Raw genomic sequence first — 19,410 nt, 5'->3', positions numbered from 1 at the left:
TTGCACAAGGTGAAACAATGCAACAAAGTCCGTTTCCAAGATCGAAAGAAACTGCGGTACAATTGACGTACCGCAACAACTTTCTATATTGCTTATCGTACTTTTTAGCGTACTTTTCAAGTAGCACATTATCACTCCTTTACAATTTTGAGGACATACCAAAAACTGTTCTCATGCTCAATTTTAAAAGGCATGGCATACTTCTTAAGTATGCTTACATATTTTTGCAGATGATCTTTACCGACGTGAATGTATCCATGCCTGTATAGAGTATTAAAGAAGCAGGAATAAGGTTTTTGTCTTACGTCCTCAAAAATTTTTGCAAACTTTTCTTCTTGATTTTTAGAGTATGGCCACATTAAACTCATCTCCATTTTCTAAATATTCATATCTATTGAGAGTTGCATCATCTAAAAAGCTTTCAAAGCTAAAATAGCTTTCATAATCTTTTTCGCAAGCATCAAGCCATGCGTCTAAACAACGTTTGAGCAAGGCATAAAAAGTTATATTTTCAGGCTTTATCAAAAATTTATATATTGGTCCAAGAATTGCTTCGTCCGTATAATATCCAGTTAATGCATAATCAAAGCTATAAATAATTTTTGATTTCCTTTTTTTTGATTTTCCATAAAAAATTTTTTTGCTTGAAATATAGTCAAAATAATTATTATACAAATATTTTAATAGCCTTATGCCTGAAAGATTTTTTATGTCTCTACGTTCAGTAAACAAAAAACGAATATAATTATAACTTCCGCCATACTCAAATTCATGAATTTTTACTGGAAATATCTCTTCAAATTTTCTTAACGTCTTTACATTGTCGTCATGCCACGGATATTCTGCTTTTTCCAGCCAATGCTCATAAGCTCTCCTTTGTGCCTTTCTTGAAAGTTCGTCAATCTTATAAATATTAACTGTTACTGTTCTCATAAAAAATCCTCCTTTTTTCTTTTTAAAATTTTAAAAGGCATATCCAAAAACCTTACTTTAGTTTTGAATATGCCTTAATTGACGTTTATATATTAGCATATGTCATATTAACTGTAGCTATATTTTTTACTTTTAAACGTCCTCCAACTTTACCAAAATCTATTGTCCAAATTCCTTTGTATACCTCTAAATATGGATAGTTAGCATACCATCTTTGTCTCCATTTGCCATCAATAAAAAACAGATATTTCCCATAATGATTTTTATACGTACCTTCGGCGAACAAAAAATTTCTTTTGTTAAATTTAGCTTTATAGACTTTCCAGCCAGTCCAATTTAAATCATTTTCTTCAGGATACCAAAGGTAATTCTCAATAGCAGGAGATATATATGCTAGTTCATCTAAAGCCTTTTCTATTTCCTTTTTGCTAACATTTGTAAAAATTGCATTAGCAAGTTTTAAATCAATATTATCATTTTCTTTGTTTTCTATCTTAAAGATTTTATTTATTCTTTTTACACATTTTTCAAGTAGCATAATAAAATCCTCCTTTATTTTTTAAAAATTAAAAAAAGGCATATTCAAAAACCTTATTTTAGTTTTGAATATGCATTGATTTAACGCTGAATTTCGCATTAACTCCATTTATCTTCTTCGTACATTTGTCGGAGAGTTTTAATTCTGCTGCTTATAACAGGTAAACCTAATTCTGAATATTGAATTATAGGAGTTGGCTTGTTTTTATGTTTATTATTTTTAATCCTTTTATTGTTGTCTTTAAAATTATTTTTATGTGTAAGTTTTTTCATAAAGTCCAATCATCCTTTAATACACGTTCAAAAATTTCATGGCTATCGCTTATTATCGGCAAGCCTAATTTTGAATAACGTATTATCGGAGTGTTTTTTTCAATTTCTATTTTTGACTTAAACTTCTTGGAAGCTTTTTTCTTTTTCTTTTTCAATCTTATCGCCTCCATCTCAATTTCTTCTTCTATTTTATCATTTACATAAGCTTTTGTTAACATAAAAATTCTCCTTTCTTTTTTATAATATTTTTGTAATATCGGAAGCAACTATGCCAAGGTTCTTGATAGCATTGTTTAAATTATTGCTAATTTCAGGTATATCAGCAAAATCTACGCTGTTTGTCTGTTTGCTGTCTGTCCACTTATTATAAGTTTGATTGTCAATGCCTACTTCAATAAGATAACCATTTGGTTTGATTAAGACAATTACGTAATTGTTACTCATAAAAAATTCTCCTTTCTTTTAAAAAATATAAAAAGGTATGCGCATACCTTGAAAATTCTGGAAGTATACACGCATACCTTTCTTTCTGAACAATATCCACCTTTTAAATCACTGTGTACCAAAACATCAGGTCAGGCAGTGGTACACATTTATGCCTTCCTCCAAAATATAGCATGTCTTTAAAATATGCACAGATACCTAATTATTACGGCAGTGGGTATCATACCGTCAAGTTCGCTAGCAACCACTCTTTCGATTTCCTCCTCCGCAGTGAGAGTGGTACGGATAATATGGAGGATCGTACTTTTTATGCTAGGTTGCCTTGAAATTCTAATTCATTATAAGCTCAAAAATCTTTAAATGTCAAGGAAAAAATAAAAAAGCAGGCTTATTATGCCTGCTGTAAAGCGTCAAAATCAAAACAAAGCTGCTCGACTATTTGAGATTTTTTCTTTTTAGAATAATTGACTTTGACACTTTTGAAGAATGTTGATAGGTCAATGACATTATCGCTTTGAGACTGCCAAATCTTTTCTATGCTGATGTTCTCGTCAAGTCCATTTACAAGACTTTTTGCAAGCTCAACCATGATGTTGCTTGTATTGGATAAAGCTCGCAAGCCTTCTTCTGAAAACTTTCCTTCAATGTTCATTGCAGCTTCGAGTTTATTGCCCATTAAGGCAAGCGCATTGTATTGCAACGTATCTTTATAGACCATGAATACGACTTTAACAGGTTTTGTCTGTCCGATTCGCCATGATCTCTTACTTGCTTGTCTTAAAGTGAACGTGTTGTAGCCTGTTTCATAGAAAATTATTGTAGGAAAGTCCAGAAGATCAAGTCCTGTTTTGACAAGCTCAAAGTTGGAAATAATGCATCTGTATCCGTCCTTGATTTTTTCGTTAAGCCATTCTTCACGCTTTTCTTGCTTTACCGAGGTTTTAAGCGTGCATGTTTTTACGCCTATACCATTTAATAGATTTTCTAGACGTTTTGTGACGTCTTTTTGTCCTGTGAATTGTGCATATATAAACACGTTCCTGCCTTTATTGGTTTCATCTAAAACATAATTTAAAAGGTGTTGCTCTTTGTTATAAATAAAATCTTCAGGCAGGTCTTTTGGAACAATTTGATAATAGTCTGTTACAGGTATAGGTTCGTTGTTAAAAGGACTGTCAGGATACCTTAAAAGTGTCATTAAGTACGTTGACAGCATGTTTTTATCTGCATTGAAAATTGCATTTTTCAGTTCGTTTGCCAGATCGTTATATGCTTCTTTAAGTTCTTCATCAGGTTCTATAATTTGTACTTCTTCAGTGTACTTTGGCAAGCTTTGTTGCAAGTCTGACAACTGAAGAAATACGCACTGGTCAAGCAGGAATTTTGAGAAAATCAATGGTGAAATAACAGGCAACATACGCTTTCTGGTACTTTTTTGTTTGCCTTTTGATGTTCTGTTGTATTCGCTGTCTTTTTCTTTTATTATTGTTTCTATTGCACCATAGCGTTCTACAAAAAGAGTTGTGTCATTATAGCTTATACCGTCTCTTAACATTGCTTTTGGATTAAGCCTGTATAGAAGATAAAATACATCTGTTGGATAACCTCCAAGCAATGTTCCAGTTAGTGCTATTGTCTTTTTGCATGAACCTGACAGAGTGCCAAAACTGTTGCCTTGCGCTGTATCTCCGCCTTTAAGTTCGTGTACTTCGTCAGCGATGAAATAGTCAAAAAAACCTTTCATGTGACGCTTTATATATTCAGCTACAGGATACCTGCGGAAGCTGTCTTTATCTGCCTGCCATAGTTTTGTTTTGCAGTACGGGCATTTATCGTTTTTTGTCGTATGCGACTTGAAATAATCTTCTGTCAGTGGAATATCATCTTTGTCTACAAATTTTTTCCCGCATACAGGACAAGATATATGTCCGTTTAGATGTTTTACTATAGCAGGTTTTTCGGCATATCCGAGTTTTGCTTTATCTTTTGATATTATATAGTACCTTATTTTGTTCTTTGTTTTCGGTATTTTAAAAATGTCTTTCCAGCTTTCCATTATCACTGCATCTGCATCAGGTACTGTCGCTTCTATTTGCCTTTTCCACTTGTTGACAAGGTGACCAGGACACATGACAAGTGCGTTATAAGGCTTGCCATCAGCATGGATATATGGTATTGGCGGTCCTATCAATGCTGTCTTGCCAGTTCCCATTTCACCTACAACAACAATGCTGTTTTTCTTTTTTAGTGTTTCGACTGACGCCATTATAACGTCCTCTTGTGCCTTGAAAGGTTTTGTTTTTAAAGTCTTTATAAGTACATTATTTTTAGGCTTAAGAGGATCGTATAAAGGCTTGTAAGTTTCCTCTATTTTTTGAGAGAATACATTTGAATATTTTTTTAGATAGTCTGCCATTGTTATGTTATATACGTCAAAGTCAAGATCACCATTAATTGTTATATTTCCGCAATCAAGTCCGTTCAAAACTATTTTTGTCAGTTCATCTTCTGTTATATCAAGTCTATATACATCTATATCAATGCCATATACATATTGATATAACAGATAATTCTGATTTATAAGTTGTTTTACAAGCCAGTCTGCCCACCTGTCCAACAATGGCACACTGAATTTTTCCTGCAAGACTTTCATAACTGCTTGTGTTTTATCGTTGTTCCATATAATGATAAGTGGTCTTTCAGTTTGTACATTAAAGGCATCTTCAGAGATCATTACTGTATGTGTATATTCGTCAATTTTTTCTGAAAATGTTCTGTATTCTCCATTTGGATAATAATAGCCATAATTAAGGTTTATTGTTTTGCGTTTCCATATAGCAGCTTTAATGCTTTGCACAGCACTGTCAAAGCCTGCAAAGCTAATAAAATTAAGCTGTTTTGGATCGTATGAATAAAAATCGGCGTATGCAGAAACATACGCCTTTTTTTCGCTATCATAAACACTTAAATTATACATCTCAAAATTCCTCCTTAAATTAATTCCTTTATCTCGCCAAATTTTGTCAGTATTTTAATGCTGACGCTTAATTCCTCTGTAGTTTTGGTTGTTTGTTCACCTGTTTCCTCATCTTCCTCGATAATTTTTTTTTCGCTTTTTTTAACTATGCCTTTTACAACATGTCCGTTCATCTCACCATTAAGACTGCCTGTTGCCAACAATAGACCTATATGTGCCATGTGCAGTGGCAATGGCGGATGTTTTTCTTCCTGTTCCTCTAATGTTTCTAATTGTTTCTTAATATTAGACAATAAATTTGATTCTGAAAGTTTTTTCTCCAGATACTCTCTGTCAACATATCCATTATTAAAGTACTTTTGAGGAAGTGTTACAGGAACTTTATAGACAGGTTCGGATAAAAGTGGAATTTCTTCTAAATCTGTACCTGATTTTTCTGCCTTTAAGAGCTTTTCGATATCATTTGCAATGACTTTTCTGTCTTTTTTTTTGATGCCGAATATTACAACCTGCTTATATGCTTTGTATTCTTCATTAGTAAAGCGGTATATTTTTATGTCAGCAAAAGCATAACTCAAAAGCTTTGCCACGATAGATATAATATACTGCGGAATTATATAAACCAGTATACCGCCTGTCGTCAGGTACTTTATTGTCTTTTTAAGAAAAATTAATTCTTTTCTTTCACCATTTTCGTCAGTATCATATGGCGGATTTAGAAAAAGTACAGAAAAGGCATTGTTTTGTGTTATCATTTCTTCATATCCGCCATATAAAGTACGTGTAAGTTTTTCACAGGCTTTGCTATATCTTTGATAGTCCAGTTCCACGCCATAAGTGCGTCCGTTATTGTCTATTAAATTACTTATTGCATCACCTTCACCGCAGCATGGATCAAGGACGTTATATTGCGTTGGAAAATCTAAAAAAGACTTAATGCGATCTACTATACTATTGGGCGTAGGATAATAGCCCATCTTATATTTTCCTTCAATTCTCATTTTAATTCCTCCTTTAACATTTTTTGTAGAAACTTTGGCAGCTTTTTTATTTGTCCTTTTTGCCACAATGTATATATTTCCGCACACTTGCATTGAAACTGACCATCATTAAGTGCGCTTAAAGCCACTTCTGTTTCTAATTCTTCCTGCGTATGATCTGAAAATATAAGTTGTCTGTTTTTGACTCCGATTTTATGAATTTCTCCGTTGCACCACAGAAAACAGTACATTTCATATCCTCCTTTATAAAAAACATAAAGGTGCAGCCAAAGTCTTAATAGCTTTAGTTGCACCTTTTGATGGTTATTTTATGTTGTATTTTTGTGCAAAGTAGTTGACAACGTCAGGCACGTACTTTTTGTAGCCTGGTTGATTGTCTTTGCACCACTTTTTAAGTTCTTCTTTTGTTTTTATAGGTTCTATAAAGCTTCTGCCTGACTGTATAAGGTCTAATTGTGGTTCTAGTACCTCTATTAAATCTCTGACAGTCCAGCCTTCATAAATTTCCTTATCAAAATTTATTTTTGCCATTATAATTCCTCCTTTTTACTTTTTTGTAAAAATGTGCTTTGCAACCTTTTGAAAAGTTTTGACGCACTTTTAGGATCACTGTAACTAATTCCGTATCCTTCACCAAAGTTGCAGTGATCCCAGTCTAAAAAATTATCCCAGTCCAAGTAGATTATGCCTTTAAGTCTACTCTTTCTACCAGTTGTCAATGAACGGAACTCTTTTTCAGACAAATAATGTCTGACTATTTTTTTAAACCAACGTGGATGGTCTAATCTAAACAATTCCTCGCCTGTACCTAAGTCTATAATAGATGTACCATCCGCCAAATTGTTAAAATATATTAACAGGTTGTCTTCTGTGACAATGGCATAATCATATACGCCATCATACACATCGCAACCATATATTACGCCTTTTTGCATTTTATCTAAATTTCCTATGCTGACTGCCATTACAATTCCTCCTTTGGAAATCTCCAACATCCTTTTTCTTCAGTCCAGTCACATTCCTTATAACCATCCAAATGGTCATAGCAGGTTGAACAAGGATTTAGAATATGACCGCAATTAGGACAAGGTGTAGGCTTGTTTGAAGAGATTTCTGATTTTGTTCCACACCACGGACAATACTCGTACGTTTTTTCTTCCATCATTCTTCCTCCTTTACGCCTAATATATAGTCAACAGCCTTCTGTGCCTTGCCTGATGCGTGCACGATTAATGTCATGTCATCTTTTAAAACCTTAATCCAGCTTTGCAGGTATGCAGCAGAATTGTCAATAATCCTGTTCAAAATACCAACATGTTCGCAAAGCATAGCAGCACCAAGCTCTGCGACAAGTTCCTCTTTAGAATAGCTGTCACTGCCGAACATGTGCTCATCAGGACTGTTGCTAAACCTTTTAAGTCTTGTTTCATGTCCTGTTGAATGGATCATTTCATGGAAAAGTGTTGAATAATATTCGTTAATATCCTTAAAAAAGCCTTTTTCAGGTACATTTATGATGTCTTTAAGTGGAAAATAGCAGGCTTTATCAGGATTTTCATGGACTATTTCAGGACATTGTTTGTAGCCTGATATAACCTGTTCAGCTTCCTTAATAGGTTCATGTTCGATCTTTTTAAGTTTAGACGGTATACCTTCAACGTTTTTTAAGTTAAAGACGTTATAGTATTTAAGAACTGGTATTGTGATTTCTTTTTCCTCTTCCTGTCCTGTTTCTGTGTTTGTGATTTTTTCTGTTTTTGTATAGGTCGTGTAAAAGACAACTATTTCAGCCTTTGCGCCTTTTTTGATTTTACCTTTTAGTTGCTGGACTTGATTAAACGTAAGATATTCTCCGCCGTCCAAAAGCAATTTGTTTATGCCTTTATACGGTTTCCTTGTTACATAATTTAAGGCTGGTGTGTTCATCCAGCCTTTTTTCCACGGTATTTCGCCTTGTTCCATTTTTTTGATGATACGTTCTGTCACGTACTGATAGACTTTATTCATAATCTAATTCCTCCTTTTGATTTTTAAAAATAAAAAAGGCACGTATCTAAAACTTTTCTCATTTTAGATACGTGCCTTGATTACAGACTATTTATGTTTATTTAACGCATAAAGAAAAGTTCTTCCCTTGCTTTAAAAATGGTAGTCTATTGCTGAACCAAAGTAGTATTTTTTTTCTTCTTCCATGTTTCGTACAAACTCATCCAGCGTTATATAGACATTATCAAAATAGATATACGTGCCATATTTGTCCTCTATAGTTTTTTTGATGCAATATAGAGGAAATGTATCTGTACTGCCTGAAAATTCTTCTAAAGTAAGTTTTGAAACGTACTTTTTTAAATTTGTATAACGCTCTTTGAAAAATGCTTCTTTAAAGCCTTGTCTAAAAGTAATTGATTGTTCTGTAGGGTCGTAAATTATGCCATAAGGTGTTAACGAAATGACAAGTTCGTTAATTGCTGCATTTCTGTCAATGTCACCATTAACATAATCGGCTACTTCACCTACAAAGCCGTCATATAATTCTTCTTCTGTCAAAAAATCATCGCTTTCAATAATTTTGTCATTTAACTGATAAATTAAACCATGCATAAAAATTCTCCTTTCATTGATTTTTAAGTATTTTTTAAACATCGATTAGAAAATCAATTACACTTTCATTTACTATTCCAAATCCAACTGCAAATATCAAAAAACCTACCCTAATTCCATATGAATATCGTTCTAATCTTGGAACCCACCAAATAGGTAAGCTACTCTCAAAAGTAAACCATATATATCTATTTTGAGAGATATTATAATAATGAATCGGTAAGCCTAATCTTGTTTTATCTGCTTTCAAATTAGCACCTTCCTTCTTCCTTTTTTTTTTAATATAAAAAGGTATGCGCATACCTGTGAAATTCTGGAAGTATGTACGCATACCTTTCTTTCTAGACTAGTATTTCACCTTTTATCACTGTGTACCAAAACATCAGGTCAGACAGGTACACATTTATGCTCTCCTCCAAATATAGCATGTCTTAACATGCCGATACCTAATATTACGGCAGTGGGTATCATACCGTTCAAGTACACTATCAACCACTCTTTCGATTTCCTCCTCCGCAACGAGAGTGGAACGGAATATATAGAGGATCGTACTTTTTACGATAGGTTAACCTTGAAATCTAACTTATTATATGTTCAAAAAAATTATTTTGTCAAGGAAATATTTTTTAGAAAGCAAAAAATAAGCAGGCGGTTAAGCCTGCAATGACAAGCAAAAAAGAGTCGAAAAAAATTTCTCTAGAGATGTTATTATATTATATTTTGCCATTTATATTTATATTTTTTATATATATGTAATCGTTTGTTTTTAACCTGAAACATAAATATTTTTGATATGTATATAAATTTTTGCAGTCTATATAAAGTCTTTGTTAGATTTTTTGAGGATTTTGATAAATCCTCTATATCTGTTCTTTTTCTTTGGCTCTACGTTGGAGAATCTCTTTTATAGTCAACTTACTTTCATAATAAGTTTTCCACTGTCCGTTATCAAATACAAATATCTGTATATCCACTAATACAGCCTTAAGTTCTTCTTTGCTGTTAGATATAATATCCCACGTTAATATATGCTTTTTGCCGTCTCTGTAAGCAACTTGTTCATGTCTGTTAACAAAATCATAAGGAATACTTTTGTTCAGATATGTTTTTTCAGACATAAACTTAAAACCTGCTTTTATAAAATCCATCTCAATATCGTCATGCATAAAAATAATATCAACTTTTCTCATAATATATCATCCTTTCTAACTTCGGACATAATAAAAGATGGTATAATACCTCTGTCCGAAGTATTATACCACCTGTGATGATGAATATAATTAAGAATGTGTCTGAATCGTCATTGAACTTATTTGCGAAGCCAAATTCTATCCGCATTACATTGGCATTGCCAAAGCCTTCATAAGTTATGATATAATATTTTTGTGTTTTGTCAAATAAAAAAATGCCAGTATAGAATTATACTGGCTGTTTGTTTTGCTTTTTAGCTTTTTCTAAACATATTTCTTTAATGGTTCTATTATCATCTATTTTTTCTCTTATATACACACAATCTATATCTTTATGGTTAATAGATGTACCATAATCTACAAAAAAAGTTTTATTATTTTTAACAATTTCAGCACTTATGAATGTATAAGTTTCAGGATATTCAGAAAAAAGTTCATACATTTTATTAATTAAATCTTGTTTTGTTATTAATTTATTTTTCTTTAAAAAATCTTTTACTTCTGGATCAAGTATTAATTTCATAGACAACACTCTCTTTCTTTTTTGTATTATCGAAAGAGTGCATAAAACATAAAAAGGGTATGCACTTTTTCGACCCAATGCATACCCTCTATTTACTTAATTATATTTTAGCATTATTAATAGATTTGTCAAGATATTTTTATAATTATGTCATTTTCTTTTGGAATAAAGTTATCGCCTTTATCGACAATTGTTTTTATTACAATTTTATTTTGTTTTTCAAAAGTACCTACTATTGTTATGTTTGCAAAAGTATTGATAATAACAAAATCGTTGTTAATTTTAACATCTCCTAGTTCTTCTTCAACACTTTTGATGCTATCAGGTATTAATTCCATTACAATGTTTCTGTCATCAACTCTTTTGAAAGCATGATCTGAAAAAACAATCCAAACATCACAGCCCCACAATTCCATTAACATCTTTTTTCTCCTTTCCTTCACAATATTAAAGGCACGTATTAAGCCTTGGTAAAGACTTTTACGTGCCTTTTCTCCTTCGTTTTTATTTATGGTTCATAATTGATAGTATCATCAGGAGTTCCTAATGAACCTGTTGAAAATGAATTTGTTTCACACCACTTATTATTTTTATAAATAAGGGTTCTTCCAATTAGTCCCTTGTAAACGCCTTTAGCAATTATTTTTGGACCTAATGAATAAATTTTCCAGCCAGACCAACTGTTGCTAAAAATTGGATATGTGTAGTCACGTTTAGCAGGACAAATATTTTGCAATTCTTCTTTTATTTTTTCTAAATTATTTTTCATTTATTTTTCTCCTTTCCTTCACAATATTAAAGACACGTATTAAGCCTTATTAAAGACTTTTACGTGCCTTTTTCATCTTTATATATTTTTTTATGATGCTTTTTGAGCCTGATTGTAGGCTTCTATAATTTTTTCTATGATCTCGTCAAACTCAATCAAGCCCATAAAAAACATGTTACGATCATGTTCATGAAATGCTCGATCCACTTTTGCCATAGCCTTGTCATGCAAATTTGAAAGTTTTTTATTATTGCCAGAAGTCCATGCAATAGCCTGAACATTCTGTCCTTGATATTTTTTAGAAAGCCTTTGTAGGTACGTTGATAGGTACTCAAAGGCTTTATCAGTATTCCATTCAGGCATAAAAAGCAGCAACTCCTGCTTTTCTAACTGCCTGATTTTATTTTTGTATTGTAATATTTTTTGATAAGGCATAGAATAGGCATAAGCAAGTTTGTTTTGGACTTGTTCTAACTGTGTCATGAATTTTCCTCCTTTACTAATTTATGAAACAAAATCAACAGAAACAAATTTGTCTTTTCCCTTAAAATGCTGTAATTCTTCGAGTGATAATATTCCATCAGGATCGGACAAATCTGTGTCATGATCTAAAACAAGGACTTTTACATCCTTGAAATTGGCATAAATATTTGTCACGAGACCTCTCTCAACTTCAACAATTATTTTTTTCATAAAAATCCTCCTTTTTTTAGATGGCTTTCTTGTTTGTTCTGATAATGCGTCTAAATTCTTCTACAGTCAGCATATCTTCAAGCATCTGATACGCAGCAATTTCTATATAACTGCGTATCTTGCTCTTTTTATATCTTTCTTTAAGCTCGTCCAATGTCGTAACAGAATCACAGTCATGGCAGTAAATGGCTCTTATACGTCCTTTACCACCGATATAAGCCCAATCTTTGCAGGCGTGAAGTGAACCGCAAGCAGGACATATAGCGTCGTACTTAATTTTCGGTTTTGTACTCATAAAAAAATTCCTCCTTTAAATTTATTTTTTTTAAAAAAAGTGCAGGATTTTAGGTTTCCTGCATTTCCTCCTTTATAATTTCAATAAGGTTGCCTTCAAGGTCTCTGTAAAAACCTTCCTTGTTAGGCTTTTCTCGTAGTTGAAAAGCTTGATAAACAGCTTTTAAACTACTGCAATTTATTTTAGTTATAAACATATGGTGTATTATTTTTATTTGTTTATCTTTTTTGACTTCAATCAAATCATTGGTGAAAATATCACGATAAAAGCCTTCTTTAGTAGGCTTTTCTAAAAATTGAAAGTCTTGTACAATTTCTTCTATTTTTGAATATTGTTTTGGAAGAGTTTCAGAAAGATAAGTTCTGACTATATACATATAAAAATTCCTCCTTAAAATTTATTTTTAAAGCAATGTGCAGGAATTAGGCTTCCTGCACATCTTCCAAAATCTTGTATGAAATAAGTTTTTCTAAATGGTCATTAACAGGCTCAAGTTCGTATTCAATTAAACTCTTGCCTGTTAATTGTTTCACATTGTCTTGACTGACAAGATTATGTTGAATATTTTTATTATCAACACAGGTTAAACCATAAAAAATTTCACCTGTATTATTGTTTTTTAAAGTTTTTACATGCGTAACTTTTAGTTGTCCATACTTTGCGTTTGTTGCAGTTTCTGTAAATGGATCTTCAATACTGTCTACAGGCTCAAAATCTGGTAAATTGTTTGGTATATCTTCTAAATTTACATTATCGGGAAACAGATCTTCAGGCACATCATCAGTATCAGGCAATATATTAGGTTCTTTAGGCTCTTTATTATGTTCTGATTGAGATAGTTTAAGCACATATATTGTTTTAGGATAGCCATTTACTGTGACCTGTATTGGATGTAGTGACAATTTTAATGGTATGTTTGCAATATGTCCATTATTTTGTGCTTTAATAAGGTCTATTGCTGAATTTAATTCAATGATGCTGTTACCTGAAGATGTATCGATTTGCCATACTCCTCCAGGGATCTCATTTAGATAAAATTGCAGATTTCCAATTTTACGACATTGCTTTTTTTGGTAATAAGGGCAGTTTTTGTATAAACAAGTGATTTCTTTTCTTTCACCTGTTTTTACATCTACTTCGACTGCCTTTTCTCCGTCACCTTTGCACAAAAGCATACTTTTTGAATATCTTTTTAACCACTGTGGAAAGAACTTCTCTGGATCATCTAAAGGAAATACGATATTCAATTCTTTAGGATGATCTCCATACACATTATGAAATTTTTCTGCCATTTCTTTTGAAGTATTATTATCTTGGTGTACAACGAAATAACTTGTTGCTGATGGATATAAATTATCACTTTTTTCTGATTTCTTTTTTTCGCCCAAGTGAATCTTTCCTAATCTTGGTATTCTTCTAATCTCTGATAAGCCTTTTATCATACAAATCCTCTCCTTTTAATTTTTTATTAAAAAGAGAAACAGGCTTGTTTTAAACCTGTTTCTCCTTAATTTGATTGATTGTGTGTTCTACCCATTCAGAAATATCATGACAAACTTCTAAAAAACCTTTTCTGAACGGGTATTTTTCTGATATTATGTCTTTTATGTCGCTGTCTTCTGGTAGTGAATCCCAGTCTGACAGCAACATATATGCTGCTTGTTCAAACCTTACAAGCGAATCTTTGAAATTATTTGCTGCGATTTCGTTGTTCATCGCAGCAAGAATTTCGTCTACTTCTTTATCCATGATTATTCCTCCTTTAATCGATTTTAAATTCCGCAGGCTTATTTTCAACAGCAATACCTTCGACAACCTCGCCTGTATCGGACAGAATTGCTTTATTGCCATTCACGTTCAATTTTTTCTTCAATTCTGCCCAATCTACGTCTTTTTTGATTTTGATGTATTCAGGTGCATTTTGTTCGATCCACGGCAATAAAGCTTCGTCATTACGCCTAAATTCAGGCTTCTCAAATTTCTTAACAAGCTTGCCTGAAGGCAGGCTATAAGACAATTGCGTTTTGCCTTTAGTAAGCAGTGATGGATCGAGACTGTCAAAGTATTGCTGAAGGCGTGATGTGTAGAAGGCAATATCCTGATTGATTGATTTTGCCTGCTGTTCGTACCACTCATCTAATGCTGCTTTTTTGTTCTTGATAAACATCTTTTTTCTTTCTAAGTCTGCCTGAAGGTTTTTAATTTTGGCGATAGTCCAGTCGGCATAACTATCATTATGAATACCGTCATCATCATTAAATTGTCTTTCAGTTTCTTCTAAAAACTCCTTTTCAAGCTCGATAAAATCTTCCATCATTTAACATCCTCCTTTAAAATTTTTATAAATTAGGTTTAGAAATTACTTGAAATTTATCTTTGTCAGGAAGTAAACTTAAGCTACTTCCGTTTTCCCATTCGACTAATATATTGCCAAGATCATCTACTCCAATTACAGTACCACACGTACCAACAGGTGGTGCCTGTATATCATCCATGTAGATTAATTTTATCTTTGTCCCAACAGGGTACATATTTCTTAAAACTTTTGCTTTTGTATCATCATAAAACATACTATTAAAAAACATTATTTAACTTCCTCCTTTTCATTTTTTTGATTGTCTAATTTTCCGATATAATAAACAACGCCAAATGCTAAAGCAATTAATATCGGTAATGGCATTTTAACAAAAATCATATCAATTTCTCCTTTCATGTTTTTTAAAAAAAATAAAAGGCGAACCTAATTAAGTCCGCCTTTTATTTGCGCAAGAATTTCTTCGATGTTTTGCGTTTTAAAACTTTTATATTCCAAAAATTCGAATAACAACAGCAATATCAGAGCCGAGATGTATACGTGCCTTTCAACCGGTTCTTTGTAAGCTTGCGTTTTTAACATTGCTTTTCCTACAGCAAATGCCTTATCAATGTCGTTTGCAAGACCTGTCATAGACAATGTCATTTTAACGAAATTCAAAAGTTCTTCATCCAAGTTTCCATTAAAAAAATCATCAAGAATTTTTTCATCAATGACCATTTATATTTCTCCTTTCAAAAATTATTTGCACATTGACCAGCCACAAAACGGACAGTACATGCAACCTGACTCTGGCACTAATAATGCACCGCAGTCAGGACAGGTAGCAAGGCTATTTTGTGTCCGTGTTTGTTCTTGTTTTTGTGAGTTTGTTTGCGTGTTAACCATGTTTTTATCCTCCTTTTTTGGAAATTAGTAAAGGTACGCTTGCAACTGTTTGCGTACCTTTTGATTTTGTTTGTGTCTGTTGTATGCCTTTTTAGATCTTACAATTCGTGTGACTGGATTTAAATCGCCCCAATCGCCACGAATGGACTTATAAATGTCTATTTGAGTTTTGTTAAGTCTTATAACTTCCTTTTTCATTTTTTTAACACTCTCCTTTGTTTAAAAAATAAAAAAGGCATATTCAAAAACCTGTTTCGCCTTTGAATATGCCTTATATAAAAAGGTATGCGCATACCTTGAAAATTCTGGTAATACATGCACATACCTTTCTTCCTAGATCAATATTCCACTTTTTATCACTGTGTACCAAATCATCAAGCAAAGCGGTACACATTTATGCCTTCCTCCGAATATACATATCCGCTTTTTACGGCAGAGGGATATGATGCCGTCAAGTACACTATCAACCACTCTTTCGATTTCCTCCTCCGCAGTGAGAGTGGAACGGATAATATGGAGGATCGTGCTTTTTATGATAGGTTAACCTTGAAATCTAACTTATTATAGGATCAAAATTTTTTAAATGTCAAGGAAAAATTAACAAAAAAAATAAGCAGGCGATTAAACCTGCTTAAGCCATTTAAGACTTTTGTTATTTTTATTTATTTTTGCCTTGCAAGGTTCTATAGAAAAGCCACGACCTTTTTTCCCTGCAAGTACTATAAAATGGTCTGGTGCTTCTTCTAAAATGTCCAGTATAAAAGTACCGTCTACAAGTGCTAATCCTTTTTGATAAATGTGGTTGTACCAATGTACAAGTGGTACTGACACTGTTATTTCCGTTGAGTTACCAGACCATTTACCATTACGACTCCATATGCGCCAACTCTTTTGGTTTATATCAGGGGTCTCGGCGTTTATGATAGTAATTAGATTTTCAGAGTCTACCCATCGGTTATTAGCAAATCGATAAGTAGATTGCTTTAAAAAGAGATCTTTTATTGTTTTTTTAATTCTGCTGTAAATTTTTGATCTTAATTGTCCTTTTATACTTATGCAAGTATTTTTTTGCTTCTTAAGATCTCTTTTTGCATGAAGTGTTTGTTTTTCTATGATAAAGGTTTTTAAGTCTTTTTCTTCTTTTGCAAAATTTATTTTGACATCTTTTGGCAGATGTCTAATTTGATATAGCACTTTTGCACATTTGCTGATTTTATTTGTGCCCAATTGCATAAGTGCTATTTCAGTTTCCAGTTCTTCTTTTGTATGATCTAAAAAGATCAGTTGTCCTTTGTCATTAACCGTTATTGTGTGTTTTTTACGCATACAATTAATTACAAAGGTTTGCATTTTCTTGTTTCCTCCTTTTTATATAACGTTGAATTCTTTTAGCTTCTGTTTTGTCATATTCGATTAGTAATTCTGTTGGCAGATCGCCACCATTACGCCAGTTTTGTAATATCATATAGCATTTGCAAGGCGTTCCTCCAAGCTTTTCTAATGCACCTTCAGCCTTAAGTTCTTCTTTTGTGTGATTGTAAAAAATTAACTGACCTTTTTTATTAATGCCTATTTCATGAACTTCACCAAGACAAAGAATTGTTGTTTTCATTACAATTCCTCCTCATATTCATGAAAATTAATTATACAATCAGGATACTTGTTGCGTATATATTCGCAAAAGTATTCCATATCTTCTTCAGTTTTAACACCATATCCCGAAAGGATTTCAGATACTTGAGTGAAGCTTGAAAAGTATCTTTGTGCATCTAGTGAATTTAGTTTATTAACAAGAAGATTATAAGGAATATAGGAATTGCAAAAAAATTCAAAAATATAACGCTCTGGAAAGTATTTTCCTGTTGCGTCAGTATTAAGATATATTTCTTGTCCTGGTTCTTCCGCCTTTACAACGAAGTTTAAATTATACATGTCAGCGATTTTGTTATATGCATCTATCACAGGTTTCCATGCGTCTAAAGTCGACATAAGTAAAGTATCTTTTTGCGTCATATGAATGTCATTAATAAAACTTCTGCAATATGGCTCTTTAAATAATCTTCCTAATATTTCTGCTTTTTCATTACTTTGTATAGGCATGGTAACGTTTCTGTACATAAATAATCTTCCTAACCAACCTTGATCTCCTTCTTTTTTAAATTTTTTATTAGCTTTTTGCCAGTCGTTATAAAGTTTTTCAACATTTTCACCTATAAAAACAACTTCAGTATTGCACCAATTAGGCATAATCAATTCCTCCTTTTAAAAATTAAAGGGCAGTTAGTCTGCCCTTATAATAACTTTTTTAGCCCATTTAGGTACTTGCCATGTTGCATTTTCTTCTGACAGCAAACCTGCAATGACCTTCATTTTTTGTGGAGGTGTATCTGGCCACGGAGTATATCCATCTGTTAGGACTATACATACGTTTGGTCTCGGCTTAAGACTCATAGCAGCTTTAATGCCAACTCCCATGTCTGTTCCTCCACCGCCTTCAAGTTCTGCATGTTTAATATCAGTGATCTTTTTACTGATATGCACTTCCGCATCACAGGCAATATAATGAACGCCATCTTTTAGACCAACCGACTTTAATATTCCGTCAACTTCTGCAAGTGCCTGTGAAAGCATGTTGTCAGATACACTTCCTGACGTATCTATGACAACTGCTACACTCACAGAAGGCTGCCTTAAAGACGGCATTATAATATCCTTATATGGACGCCTTGAAGGTTTGCTATATGAATAATCAATGCAGCCTGCCACGTTTGATATAGTGTTTTTTATCGCAGTGGCAAGTTCTTTTCTCCAGTTTATTTTAGGTTTTAATTTCTTGTCTGCCCATCTTTTTAGATGAGCAGGTACGCTACCACGTTGCCTGCATGCTTCTTGAATTGCAACTGCAACGCTTCTGCGTATAAGTTCTGCTTCTGTTTCTGTAATGCCTGTCTGTTCTCCTTTTCCCTCAGGCAGTTCCCATTCTTCTAGTTGTCCTGTTGCACATGAACCGCAACGTCCTGCACCTGGAAGTGGAGACTTTTGATCTTTGTCTTGTTTGTCCTGTAGGTTTTGTTGATCTTGTTCTTGTGAATCTTGTTCTTGCTGATCTTGTAAACTTTGCTGGTCTTGTCCTTGCTGACCTTGCAAGTTTTGTTGATCTTGCTGGTCTTGGTTTTGCTGGTCTTTTTTTCGTAGTTCTTGTTTTATTTGCATAAGCAAAACAGCATATTCTTCCGCAAGCAAGTTATCAGGCAAACCAAAAAGTTCACGTGTTATAATGCCTTTTGGCATAGTTACTCCTTCATCTATTAGATCGTTGTTCACTTCAATATCTGCTGCAATGTTTGCTATGTTTTTAGGAAAGTTTTTCATACGGACATTGTGTTGCCTCAAGAGGTGACTTATTTCGTGATAAAGTACTCCAGCAAGTTCGTCTATCGTCCATGTATTAACGACTTTAGGATCATAATAAAGTCGCCAGTACATATCAACCGCCATCGTGCCTTTTTTAAATTCCACTGGCTGAAGTGCCCATAAGGCGCTTGCAAGATACGGTCTCTCCTTTGCCAGTTTTAGACGTGCTGCCTGTAATTGCAATGGAAGTGTCATGTTAATTCCTCCTTTATTATTTTCCATTTTTGGTTGTCTTTATTAATTTCAATTTTATAAATTTTATGTTTAACAAGAAGGTCTATTGCCGATACTATATATGAAGTGGAATGGCTTTCGATGTGTGTAAAATTGCTTTTTTCTCCACTTTTCTAAAAACTTTAGACATCTGCAAGGCTCTGCACCAAGTTCGTATAAAGCCTGTTCAGCTTTAATTTCAGCTTTTGTATGATTAAAAAATATTAATTGTCCTTTTTGATTTAAGCCTATTTTATGTAGATGCCCTGAACATCTAACACGAATTTTTTTGATAACCTTGTTGGACATTTTAATCCTCCTTAAAAAAAACTATAAGGCAGGACT

The 19,410-nt window shown here is 33.0% G+C and carries 33 protein-coding genes; all 33 read right to left on the bottom strand.

Annotated features, from left to right (window positions below; all coding sequences use genetic code 11):
- Positions 1–342: 342 nt before the first annotated feature.
- On the bottom strand, positions 343–933 hold the full coding sequence (locus CPG45_RS08930; protein WP_096231585.1) for a hypothetical protein: 591 nt from the start codon (positions 931–933) through the stop codon (positions 343–345).
- A gap of 85 nt (positions 934–1,018) precedes the next feature.
- Positions 1,019–1,471, bottom strand: coding sequence for a hypothetical protein (locus CPG45_RS08925; RefSeq protein WP_096231584.1), 453 nt, complete (start codon positions 1,469–1,471; stop codon positions 1,019–1,021).
- A 98-nt stretch (positions 1,472–1,569) separates the two neighbouring features.
- On the bottom strand, positions 1,570–1,743 hold the full coding sequence (locus CPG45_RS16850) for a hypothetical protein (protein WP_157732373.1): 174 nt from the start codon (positions 1,741–1,743) through the stop codon (positions 1,570–1,572).
- On the bottom strand, positions 1,740–1,961 hold the full coding sequence (locus CPG45_RS08920) for a hypothetical protein (RefSeq protein ID WP_096231583.1): 222 nt from the start codon (positions 1,959–1,961) through the stop codon (positions 1,740–1,742). The genes CPG45_RS16850 and CPG45_RS08920 overlap by 4 nt, the downstream gene beginning before the upstream one ends.
- Before the next feature lie 19 nt (positions 1,962–1,980).
- Positions 1,981–2,187, bottom strand: a complete 207-nt coding sequence (locus tag CPG45_RS08915) for a hypothetical protein (protein WP_096231582.1) — start codon at positions 2,185–2,187, stop codon at positions 1,981–1,983.
- A gap of 391 nt (positions 2,188–2,578) precedes the next feature.
- Complete coding sequence (locus CPG45_RS08910) at positions 2,579–5,164, bottom strand: DEAD/DEAH box helicase family protein (RefSeq protein ID WP_096231581.1); 2,586 nt, start codon at positions 5,162–5,164, stop codon at positions 2,579–2,581.
- Between the two features lie 14 nt (positions 5,165–5,178).
- Complete coding sequence (locus CPG45_RS08905) at positions 5,179–6,165, bottom strand: DUF6094 domain-containing protein (protein WP_096231580.1); 987 nt, start codon at positions 6,163–6,165, stop codon at positions 5,179–5,181.
- Positions 6,162–6,395, bottom strand: coding sequence for a hypothetical protein (locus tag CPG45_RS08900; protein ID WP_096231579.1), 234 nt, complete (start codon positions 6,393–6,395; stop codon positions 6,162–6,164). The genes CPG45_RS08905 and CPG45_RS08900 overlap by 4 nt, the downstream gene beginning before the upstream one ends.
- Positions 6,396–6,468: 73 nt before the next feature.
- Positions 6,469–6,696, bottom strand: a complete 228-nt coding sequence (locus CPG45_RS08895; RefSeq protein ID WP_096231578.1) for a hypothetical protein — start codon at positions 6,694–6,696, stop codon at positions 6,469–6,471.
- Positions 6,696–7,130 (bottom strand): hypothetical protein, encoded by a 435-nt coding sequence (locus CPG45_RS08890; protein WP_096231577.1) that lies wholly within the window; start codon positions 7,128–7,130, stop codon positions 6,696–6,698. Before CPG45_RS08890 ends, CPG45_RS08895 begins: the two co-directional genes overlap by 1 nt.
- A complete protein-coding gene (locus tag CPG45_RS08885; RefSeq protein WP_096231576.1) occupies positions 7,130–7,327 on the bottom strand; it encodes a hypothetical protein in 198 nt (65 codons plus the stop codon). The genes CPG45_RS08890 and CPG45_RS08885 overlap by 1 nt, the downstream gene beginning before the upstream one ends.
- Positions 7,327–8,172, bottom strand: a complete 846-nt coding sequence (locus CPG45_RS08880) for an ArdC family protein (RefSeq protein WP_096231575.1) — start codon at positions 8,170–8,172, stop codon at positions 7,327–7,329. The genes CPG45_RS08885 and CPG45_RS08880 overlap by 1 nt, the downstream gene beginning before the upstream one ends.
- Positions 8,173–8,304: 132 nt before the next feature.
- The gene (locus CPG45_RS08875; RefSeq protein ID WP_096231574.1) at positions 8,305–8,766 is read right to left on the bottom strand and encodes a hypothetical protein; all 462 of its coding nucleotides are present in this window, start codon (positions 8,764–8,766) and stop codon (positions 8,305–8,307) included.
- Between the two features lie 34 nt (positions 8,767–8,800).
- A complete protein-coding gene (locus CPG45_RS08870; RefSeq protein WP_096231573.1) occupies positions 8,801–9,016 on the bottom strand; it encodes a hypothetical protein in 216 nt (71 codons plus the stop codon).
- Positions 9,017–9,626: 610 nt separating this feature from the next.
- A complete protein-coding gene (locus CPG45_RS08865; protein WP_096231572.1) occupies positions 9,627–9,956 on the bottom strand; it encodes a hypothetical protein in 330 nt (109 codons plus the stop codon).
- Positions 9,957–10,185: 229 nt separating this feature from the next.
- A complete protein-coding gene (locus CPG45_RS08860; protein ID WP_096231571.1) occupies positions 10,186–10,479 on the bottom strand; it encodes a hypothetical protein in 294 nt (97 codons plus the stop codon).
- Positions 10,480–10,607: 128 nt separating this feature from the next.
- Positions 10,608–10,901 (bottom strand): hypothetical protein, encoded by a 294-nt coding sequence (locus CPG45_RS08855; protein ID WP_096231570.1) that lies wholly within the window; start codon positions 10,899–10,901, stop codon positions 10,608–10,610.
- 86 nt (positions 10,902–10,987) lie between these two features.
- A complete protein-coding gene (locus CPG45_RS08850) occupies positions 10,988–11,248 on the bottom strand; it encodes a hypothetical protein (RefSeq protein ID WP_096231569.1) in 261 nt (86 codons plus the stop codon).
- A gap of 90 nt (positions 11,249–11,338) precedes the next feature.
- A complete protein-coding gene (locus CPG45_RS08845; RefSeq protein ID WP_096231568.1) occupies positions 11,339–11,731 on the bottom strand; it encodes a hypothetical protein in 393 nt (130 codons plus the stop codon).
- 21 nt (positions 11,732–11,752) lie between these two features.
- On the bottom strand, positions 11,753–11,941 hold the full coding sequence (locus CPG45_RS08840; protein ID WP_096231567.1) for a hypothetical protein: 189 nt from the start codon (positions 11,939–11,941) through the stop codon (positions 11,753–11,755).
- A gap of 16 nt (positions 11,942–11,957) precedes the next feature.
- Positions 11,958–12,236, bottom strand: coding sequence for a hypothetical protein (locus CPG45_RS08835; protein WP_096231566.1), 279 nt, complete (start codon positions 12,234–12,236; stop codon positions 11,958–11,960).
- 49 nt (positions 12,237–12,285) lie between these two features.
- Positions 12,286–12,612: a hypothetical protein gene (locus tag CPG45_RS08830; RefSeq protein WP_096231565.1), complete on the bottom strand. Its 327-nt coding sequence runs from the start codon at positions 12,610–12,612 to the stop codon at positions 12,286–12,288.
- 46 nt (positions 12,613–12,658) lie between these two features.
- Positions 12,659–13,678: a recombination directionality factor gene (locus CPG45_RS08825; RefSeq protein WP_096231564.1), complete on the bottom strand. Its 1,020-nt coding sequence runs from the start codon at positions 13,676–13,678 to the stop codon at positions 12,659–12,661.
- Between the two features lie 49 nt (positions 13,679–13,727).
- A complete protein-coding gene (locus CPG45_RS08820) occupies positions 13,728–13,985 on the bottom strand; it encodes a hypothetical protein (RefSeq protein ID WP_096231563.1) in 258 nt (85 codons plus the stop codon).
- Positions 13,986–13,998: 13 nt separating this feature from the next.
- Positions 13,999–14,553, bottom strand: coding sequence for a host-nuclease inhibitor Gam family protein (locus tag CPG45_RS08815; RefSeq protein ID WP_096231562.1), 555 nt, complete (start codon positions 14,551–14,553; stop codon positions 13,999–14,001).
- A gap of 22 nt (positions 14,554–14,575) precedes the next feature.
- Positions 14,576–14,821: a DUF4314 domain-containing protein gene (locus CPG45_RS08810; RefSeq protein ID WP_231968670.1), complete on the bottom strand. Its 246-nt coding sequence runs from the start codon at positions 14,819–14,821 to the stop codon at positions 14,576–14,578.
- Positions 14,822–14,976: 155 nt separating this feature from the next.
- A complete protein-coding gene (locus CPG45_RS08805; protein WP_096231561.1) occupies positions 14,977–15,270 on the bottom strand; it encodes a hypothetical protein in 294 nt (97 codons plus the stop codon).
- 21 nt (positions 15,271–15,291) lie between these two features.
- A complete protein-coding gene (locus tag CPG45_RS17025; protein ID WP_172856527.1) occupies positions 15,292–15,438 on the bottom strand; it encodes a hypothetical protein in 147 nt (48 codons plus the stop codon).
- A gap of 621 nt (positions 15,439–16,059) precedes the next feature.
- The gene (locus CPG45_RS08800; protein WP_096231560.1) at positions 16,060–16,788 is read right to left on the bottom strand and encodes a hypothetical protein; all 729 of its coding nucleotides are present in this window, start codon (positions 16,786–16,788) and stop codon (positions 16,060–16,062) included.
- Positions 16,769–17,050, bottom strand: coding sequence for a hypothetical protein (locus CPG45_RS08795; RefSeq protein WP_096231559.1), 282 nt, complete (start codon positions 17,048–17,050; stop codon positions 16,769–16,771). Before CPG45_RS08795 ends, CPG45_RS08800 begins: the two co-directional genes overlap by 20 nt.
- Positions 17,050–17,685 (bottom strand): hypothetical protein, encoded by a 636-nt coding sequence (locus CPG45_RS08790; RefSeq protein ID WP_096231558.1) that lies wholly within the window; start codon positions 17,683–17,685, stop codon positions 17,050–17,052. Before CPG45_RS08790 ends, CPG45_RS08795 begins: the two co-directional genes overlap by 1 nt.
- A gap of 33 nt (positions 17,686–17,718) precedes the next feature.
- A complete protein-coding gene (locus tag CPG45_RS08785; RefSeq protein WP_096231557.1) occupies positions 17,719–19,047 on the bottom strand; it encodes a vWA domain-containing protein in 1,329 nt (442 codons plus the stop codon).
- 69 nt (positions 19,048–19,116) lie between these two features.
- Positions 19,117–19,374 (bottom strand): hypothetical protein, encoded by a 258-nt coding sequence (locus tag CPG45_RS08780; RefSeq protein ID WP_096231556.1) that lies wholly within the window; start codon positions 19,372–19,374, stop codon positions 19,117–19,119.
- Between the last annotated feature and the right edge of the window lie 36 nt (positions 19,375–19,410).

It is taken from the genome of Thermoanaerobacterium sp. RBIITD, assembly GCF_900205865.1.
GTDB lineage: Bacteria > Bacillota > Thermoanaerobacteria > Thermoanaerobacterales > Thermoanaerobacteraceae > Thermoanaerobacterium.
The sequence above is the reverse complement of the archived record's forward strand: the minus strand, read 5'-3'. Positions and strand labels throughout refer to the sequence as shown.

Coding starts and splice junctions, on each gene's coding strand:
- CPG45_RS08930 (WP_096231585.1), bottom strand. CDS start 933: ATGAGAACAGTAACAGTTAATATTTATAAGATTGACGAACTTTCAAGA.
- CPG45_RS08925 (WP_096231584.1), bottom strand. CDS start 1,471: ATGCTACTTGAAAAATGTGTAAAAAGAATAAATAAAATCTTTAAGATA.
- CPG45_RS16850 (WP_157732373.1), bottom strand. CDS start 1,743: ATGAAAAAACTTACACATAAAAATAATTTTAAAGACAACAATAAAAGG.
- CPG45_RS08920 (WP_096231583.1), bottom strand. CDS start 1,961: ATGTTAACAAAAGCTTATGTAAATGATAAAATAGAAGAAGAAATTGAG.
- CPG45_RS08915 (WP_096231582.1), bottom strand. CDS start 2,187: ATGAGTAACAATTACGTAATTGTCTTAATCAAACCAAATGGTTATCTT.
- CPG45_RS08910 (WP_096231581.1), bottom strand. CDS start 5,164: ATGTATAATTTAAGTGTTTATGATAGCGAAAAAAAGGCGTATGTTTCT.
- CPG45_RS08905 (WP_096231580.1), bottom strand. CDS start 6,165: ATGAGAATTGAAGGAAAATATAAGATGGGCTATTATCCTACGCCCAAT.
- CPG45_RS08900 (WP_096231579.1), bottom strand. CDS start 6,395: ATGTACTGTTTTCTGTGGTGCAACGGAGAAATTCATAAAATCGGAGTC.
- CPG45_RS08895 (WP_096231578.1), bottom strand. CDS start 6,696: ATGGCAAAAATAAATTTTGATAAGGAAATTTATGAAGGCTGGACTGTC.
- CPG45_RS08890 (WP_096231577.1), bottom strand. CDS start 7,130: ATGGCAGTCAGCATAGGAAATTTAGATAAAATGCAAAAAGGCGTAATA.
- CPG45_RS08885 (WP_096231576.1), bottom strand. CDS start 7,327: ATGGAAGAAAAAACGTACGAGTATTGTCCGTGGTGTGGAACAAAATCA.
- CPG45_RS08880 (WP_096231575.1), bottom strand. CDS start 8,172: ATGAATAAAGTCTATCAGTACGTGACAGAACGTATCATCAAAAAAATG.
- CPG45_RS08875 (WP_096231574.1), bottom strand. CDS start 8,766: ATGCATGGTTTAATTTATCAGTTAAATGACAAAATTATTGAAAGCGAT.
- CPG45_RS08865 (WP_096231572.1), bottom strand. CDS start 9,956: ATGAGAAAAGTTGATATTATTTTTATGCATGACGATATTGAGATGGAT.
- CPG45_RS08860 (WP_096231571.1), bottom strand. CDS start 10,479: ATGAAATTAATACTTGATCCAGAAGTAAAAGATTTTTTAAAGAAAAAT.
- CPG45_RS08855 (WP_096231570.1), bottom strand. CDS start 10,901: ATGTTAATGGAATTGTGGGGCTGTGATGTTTGGATTGTTTTTTCAGAT.
- CPG45_RS08850 (WP_096231569.1), bottom strand. CDS start 11,248: ATGAAAAATAATTTAGAAAAAATAAAAGAAGAATTGCAAAATATTTGT.
- CPG45_RS08845 (WP_096231568.1), bottom strand. CDS start 11,731: ATGACACAGTTAGAACAAGTCCAAAACAAACTTGCTTATGCCTATTCT.
- CPG45_RS08840 (WP_096231567.1), bottom strand. CDS start 11,941: ATGAAAAAAATAATTGTTGAAGTTGAGAGAGGTCTCGTGACAAATATT.
- CPG45_RS08835 (WP_096231566.1), bottom strand. CDS start 12,236: ATGAGTACAAAACCGAAAATTAAGTACGACGCTATATGTCCTGCTTGC.
- CPG45_RS08830 (WP_096231565.1), bottom strand. CDS start 12,612: ATGTATATAGTCAGAACTTATCTTTCTGAAACTCTTCCAAAACAATAT.
- CPG45_RS08825 (WP_096231564.1), bottom strand. CDS start 13,678: ATGATAAAAGGCTTATCAGAGATTAGAAGAATACCAAGATTAGGAAAG.
- CPG45_RS08820 (WP_096231563.1), bottom strand. CDS start 13,985: ATGGATAAAGAAGTAGACGAAATTCTTGCTGCGATGAACAACGAAATC.
- CPG45_RS08815 (WP_096231562.1), bottom strand. CDS start 14,553: ATGATGGAAGATTTTATCGAGCTTGAAAAGGAGTTTTTAGAAGAAACT.
- CPG45_RS08810 (WP_231968670.1), bottom strand. CDS start 14,821: ATGTTTTTTAATAGTATGTTTTATGATGATACAAAAGCAAAAGTTTTA.
- CPG45_RS08805 (WP_096231561.1), bottom strand. CDS start 15,270: ATGGTCATTGATGAAAAAATTCTTGATGATTTTTTTAATGGAAACTTG.
- CPG45_RS17025 (WP_172856527.1), bottom strand. CDS start 15,438: ATGGTTAACACGCAAACAAACTCACAAAAACAAGAACAAACACGGACA.
- CPG45_RS08800 (WP_096231560.1), bottom strand. CDS start 16,788: ATGCAAACCTTTGTAATTAATTGTATGCGTAAAAAACACACAATAACG.
- CPG45_RS08795 (WP_096231559.1), bottom strand. CDS start 17,050: ATGAAAACAACAATTCTTTGTCTTGGTGAAGTTCATGAAATAGGCATT.
- CPG45_RS08790 (WP_096231558.1), bottom strand. CDS start 17,685: ATGCCTAATTGGTGCAATACTGAAGTTGTTTTTATAGGTGAAAATGTT.
- CPG45_RS08785 (WP_096231557.1), bottom strand. CDS start 19,047: ATGACACTTCCATTGCAATTACAGGCAGCACGTCTAAAACTGGCAAAG.
- CPG45_RS08780 (WP_096231556.1), bottom strand. CDS start 19,374: ATGTCCAACAAGGTTATCAAAAAAATTCGTGTTAGATGTTCAGGGCAT.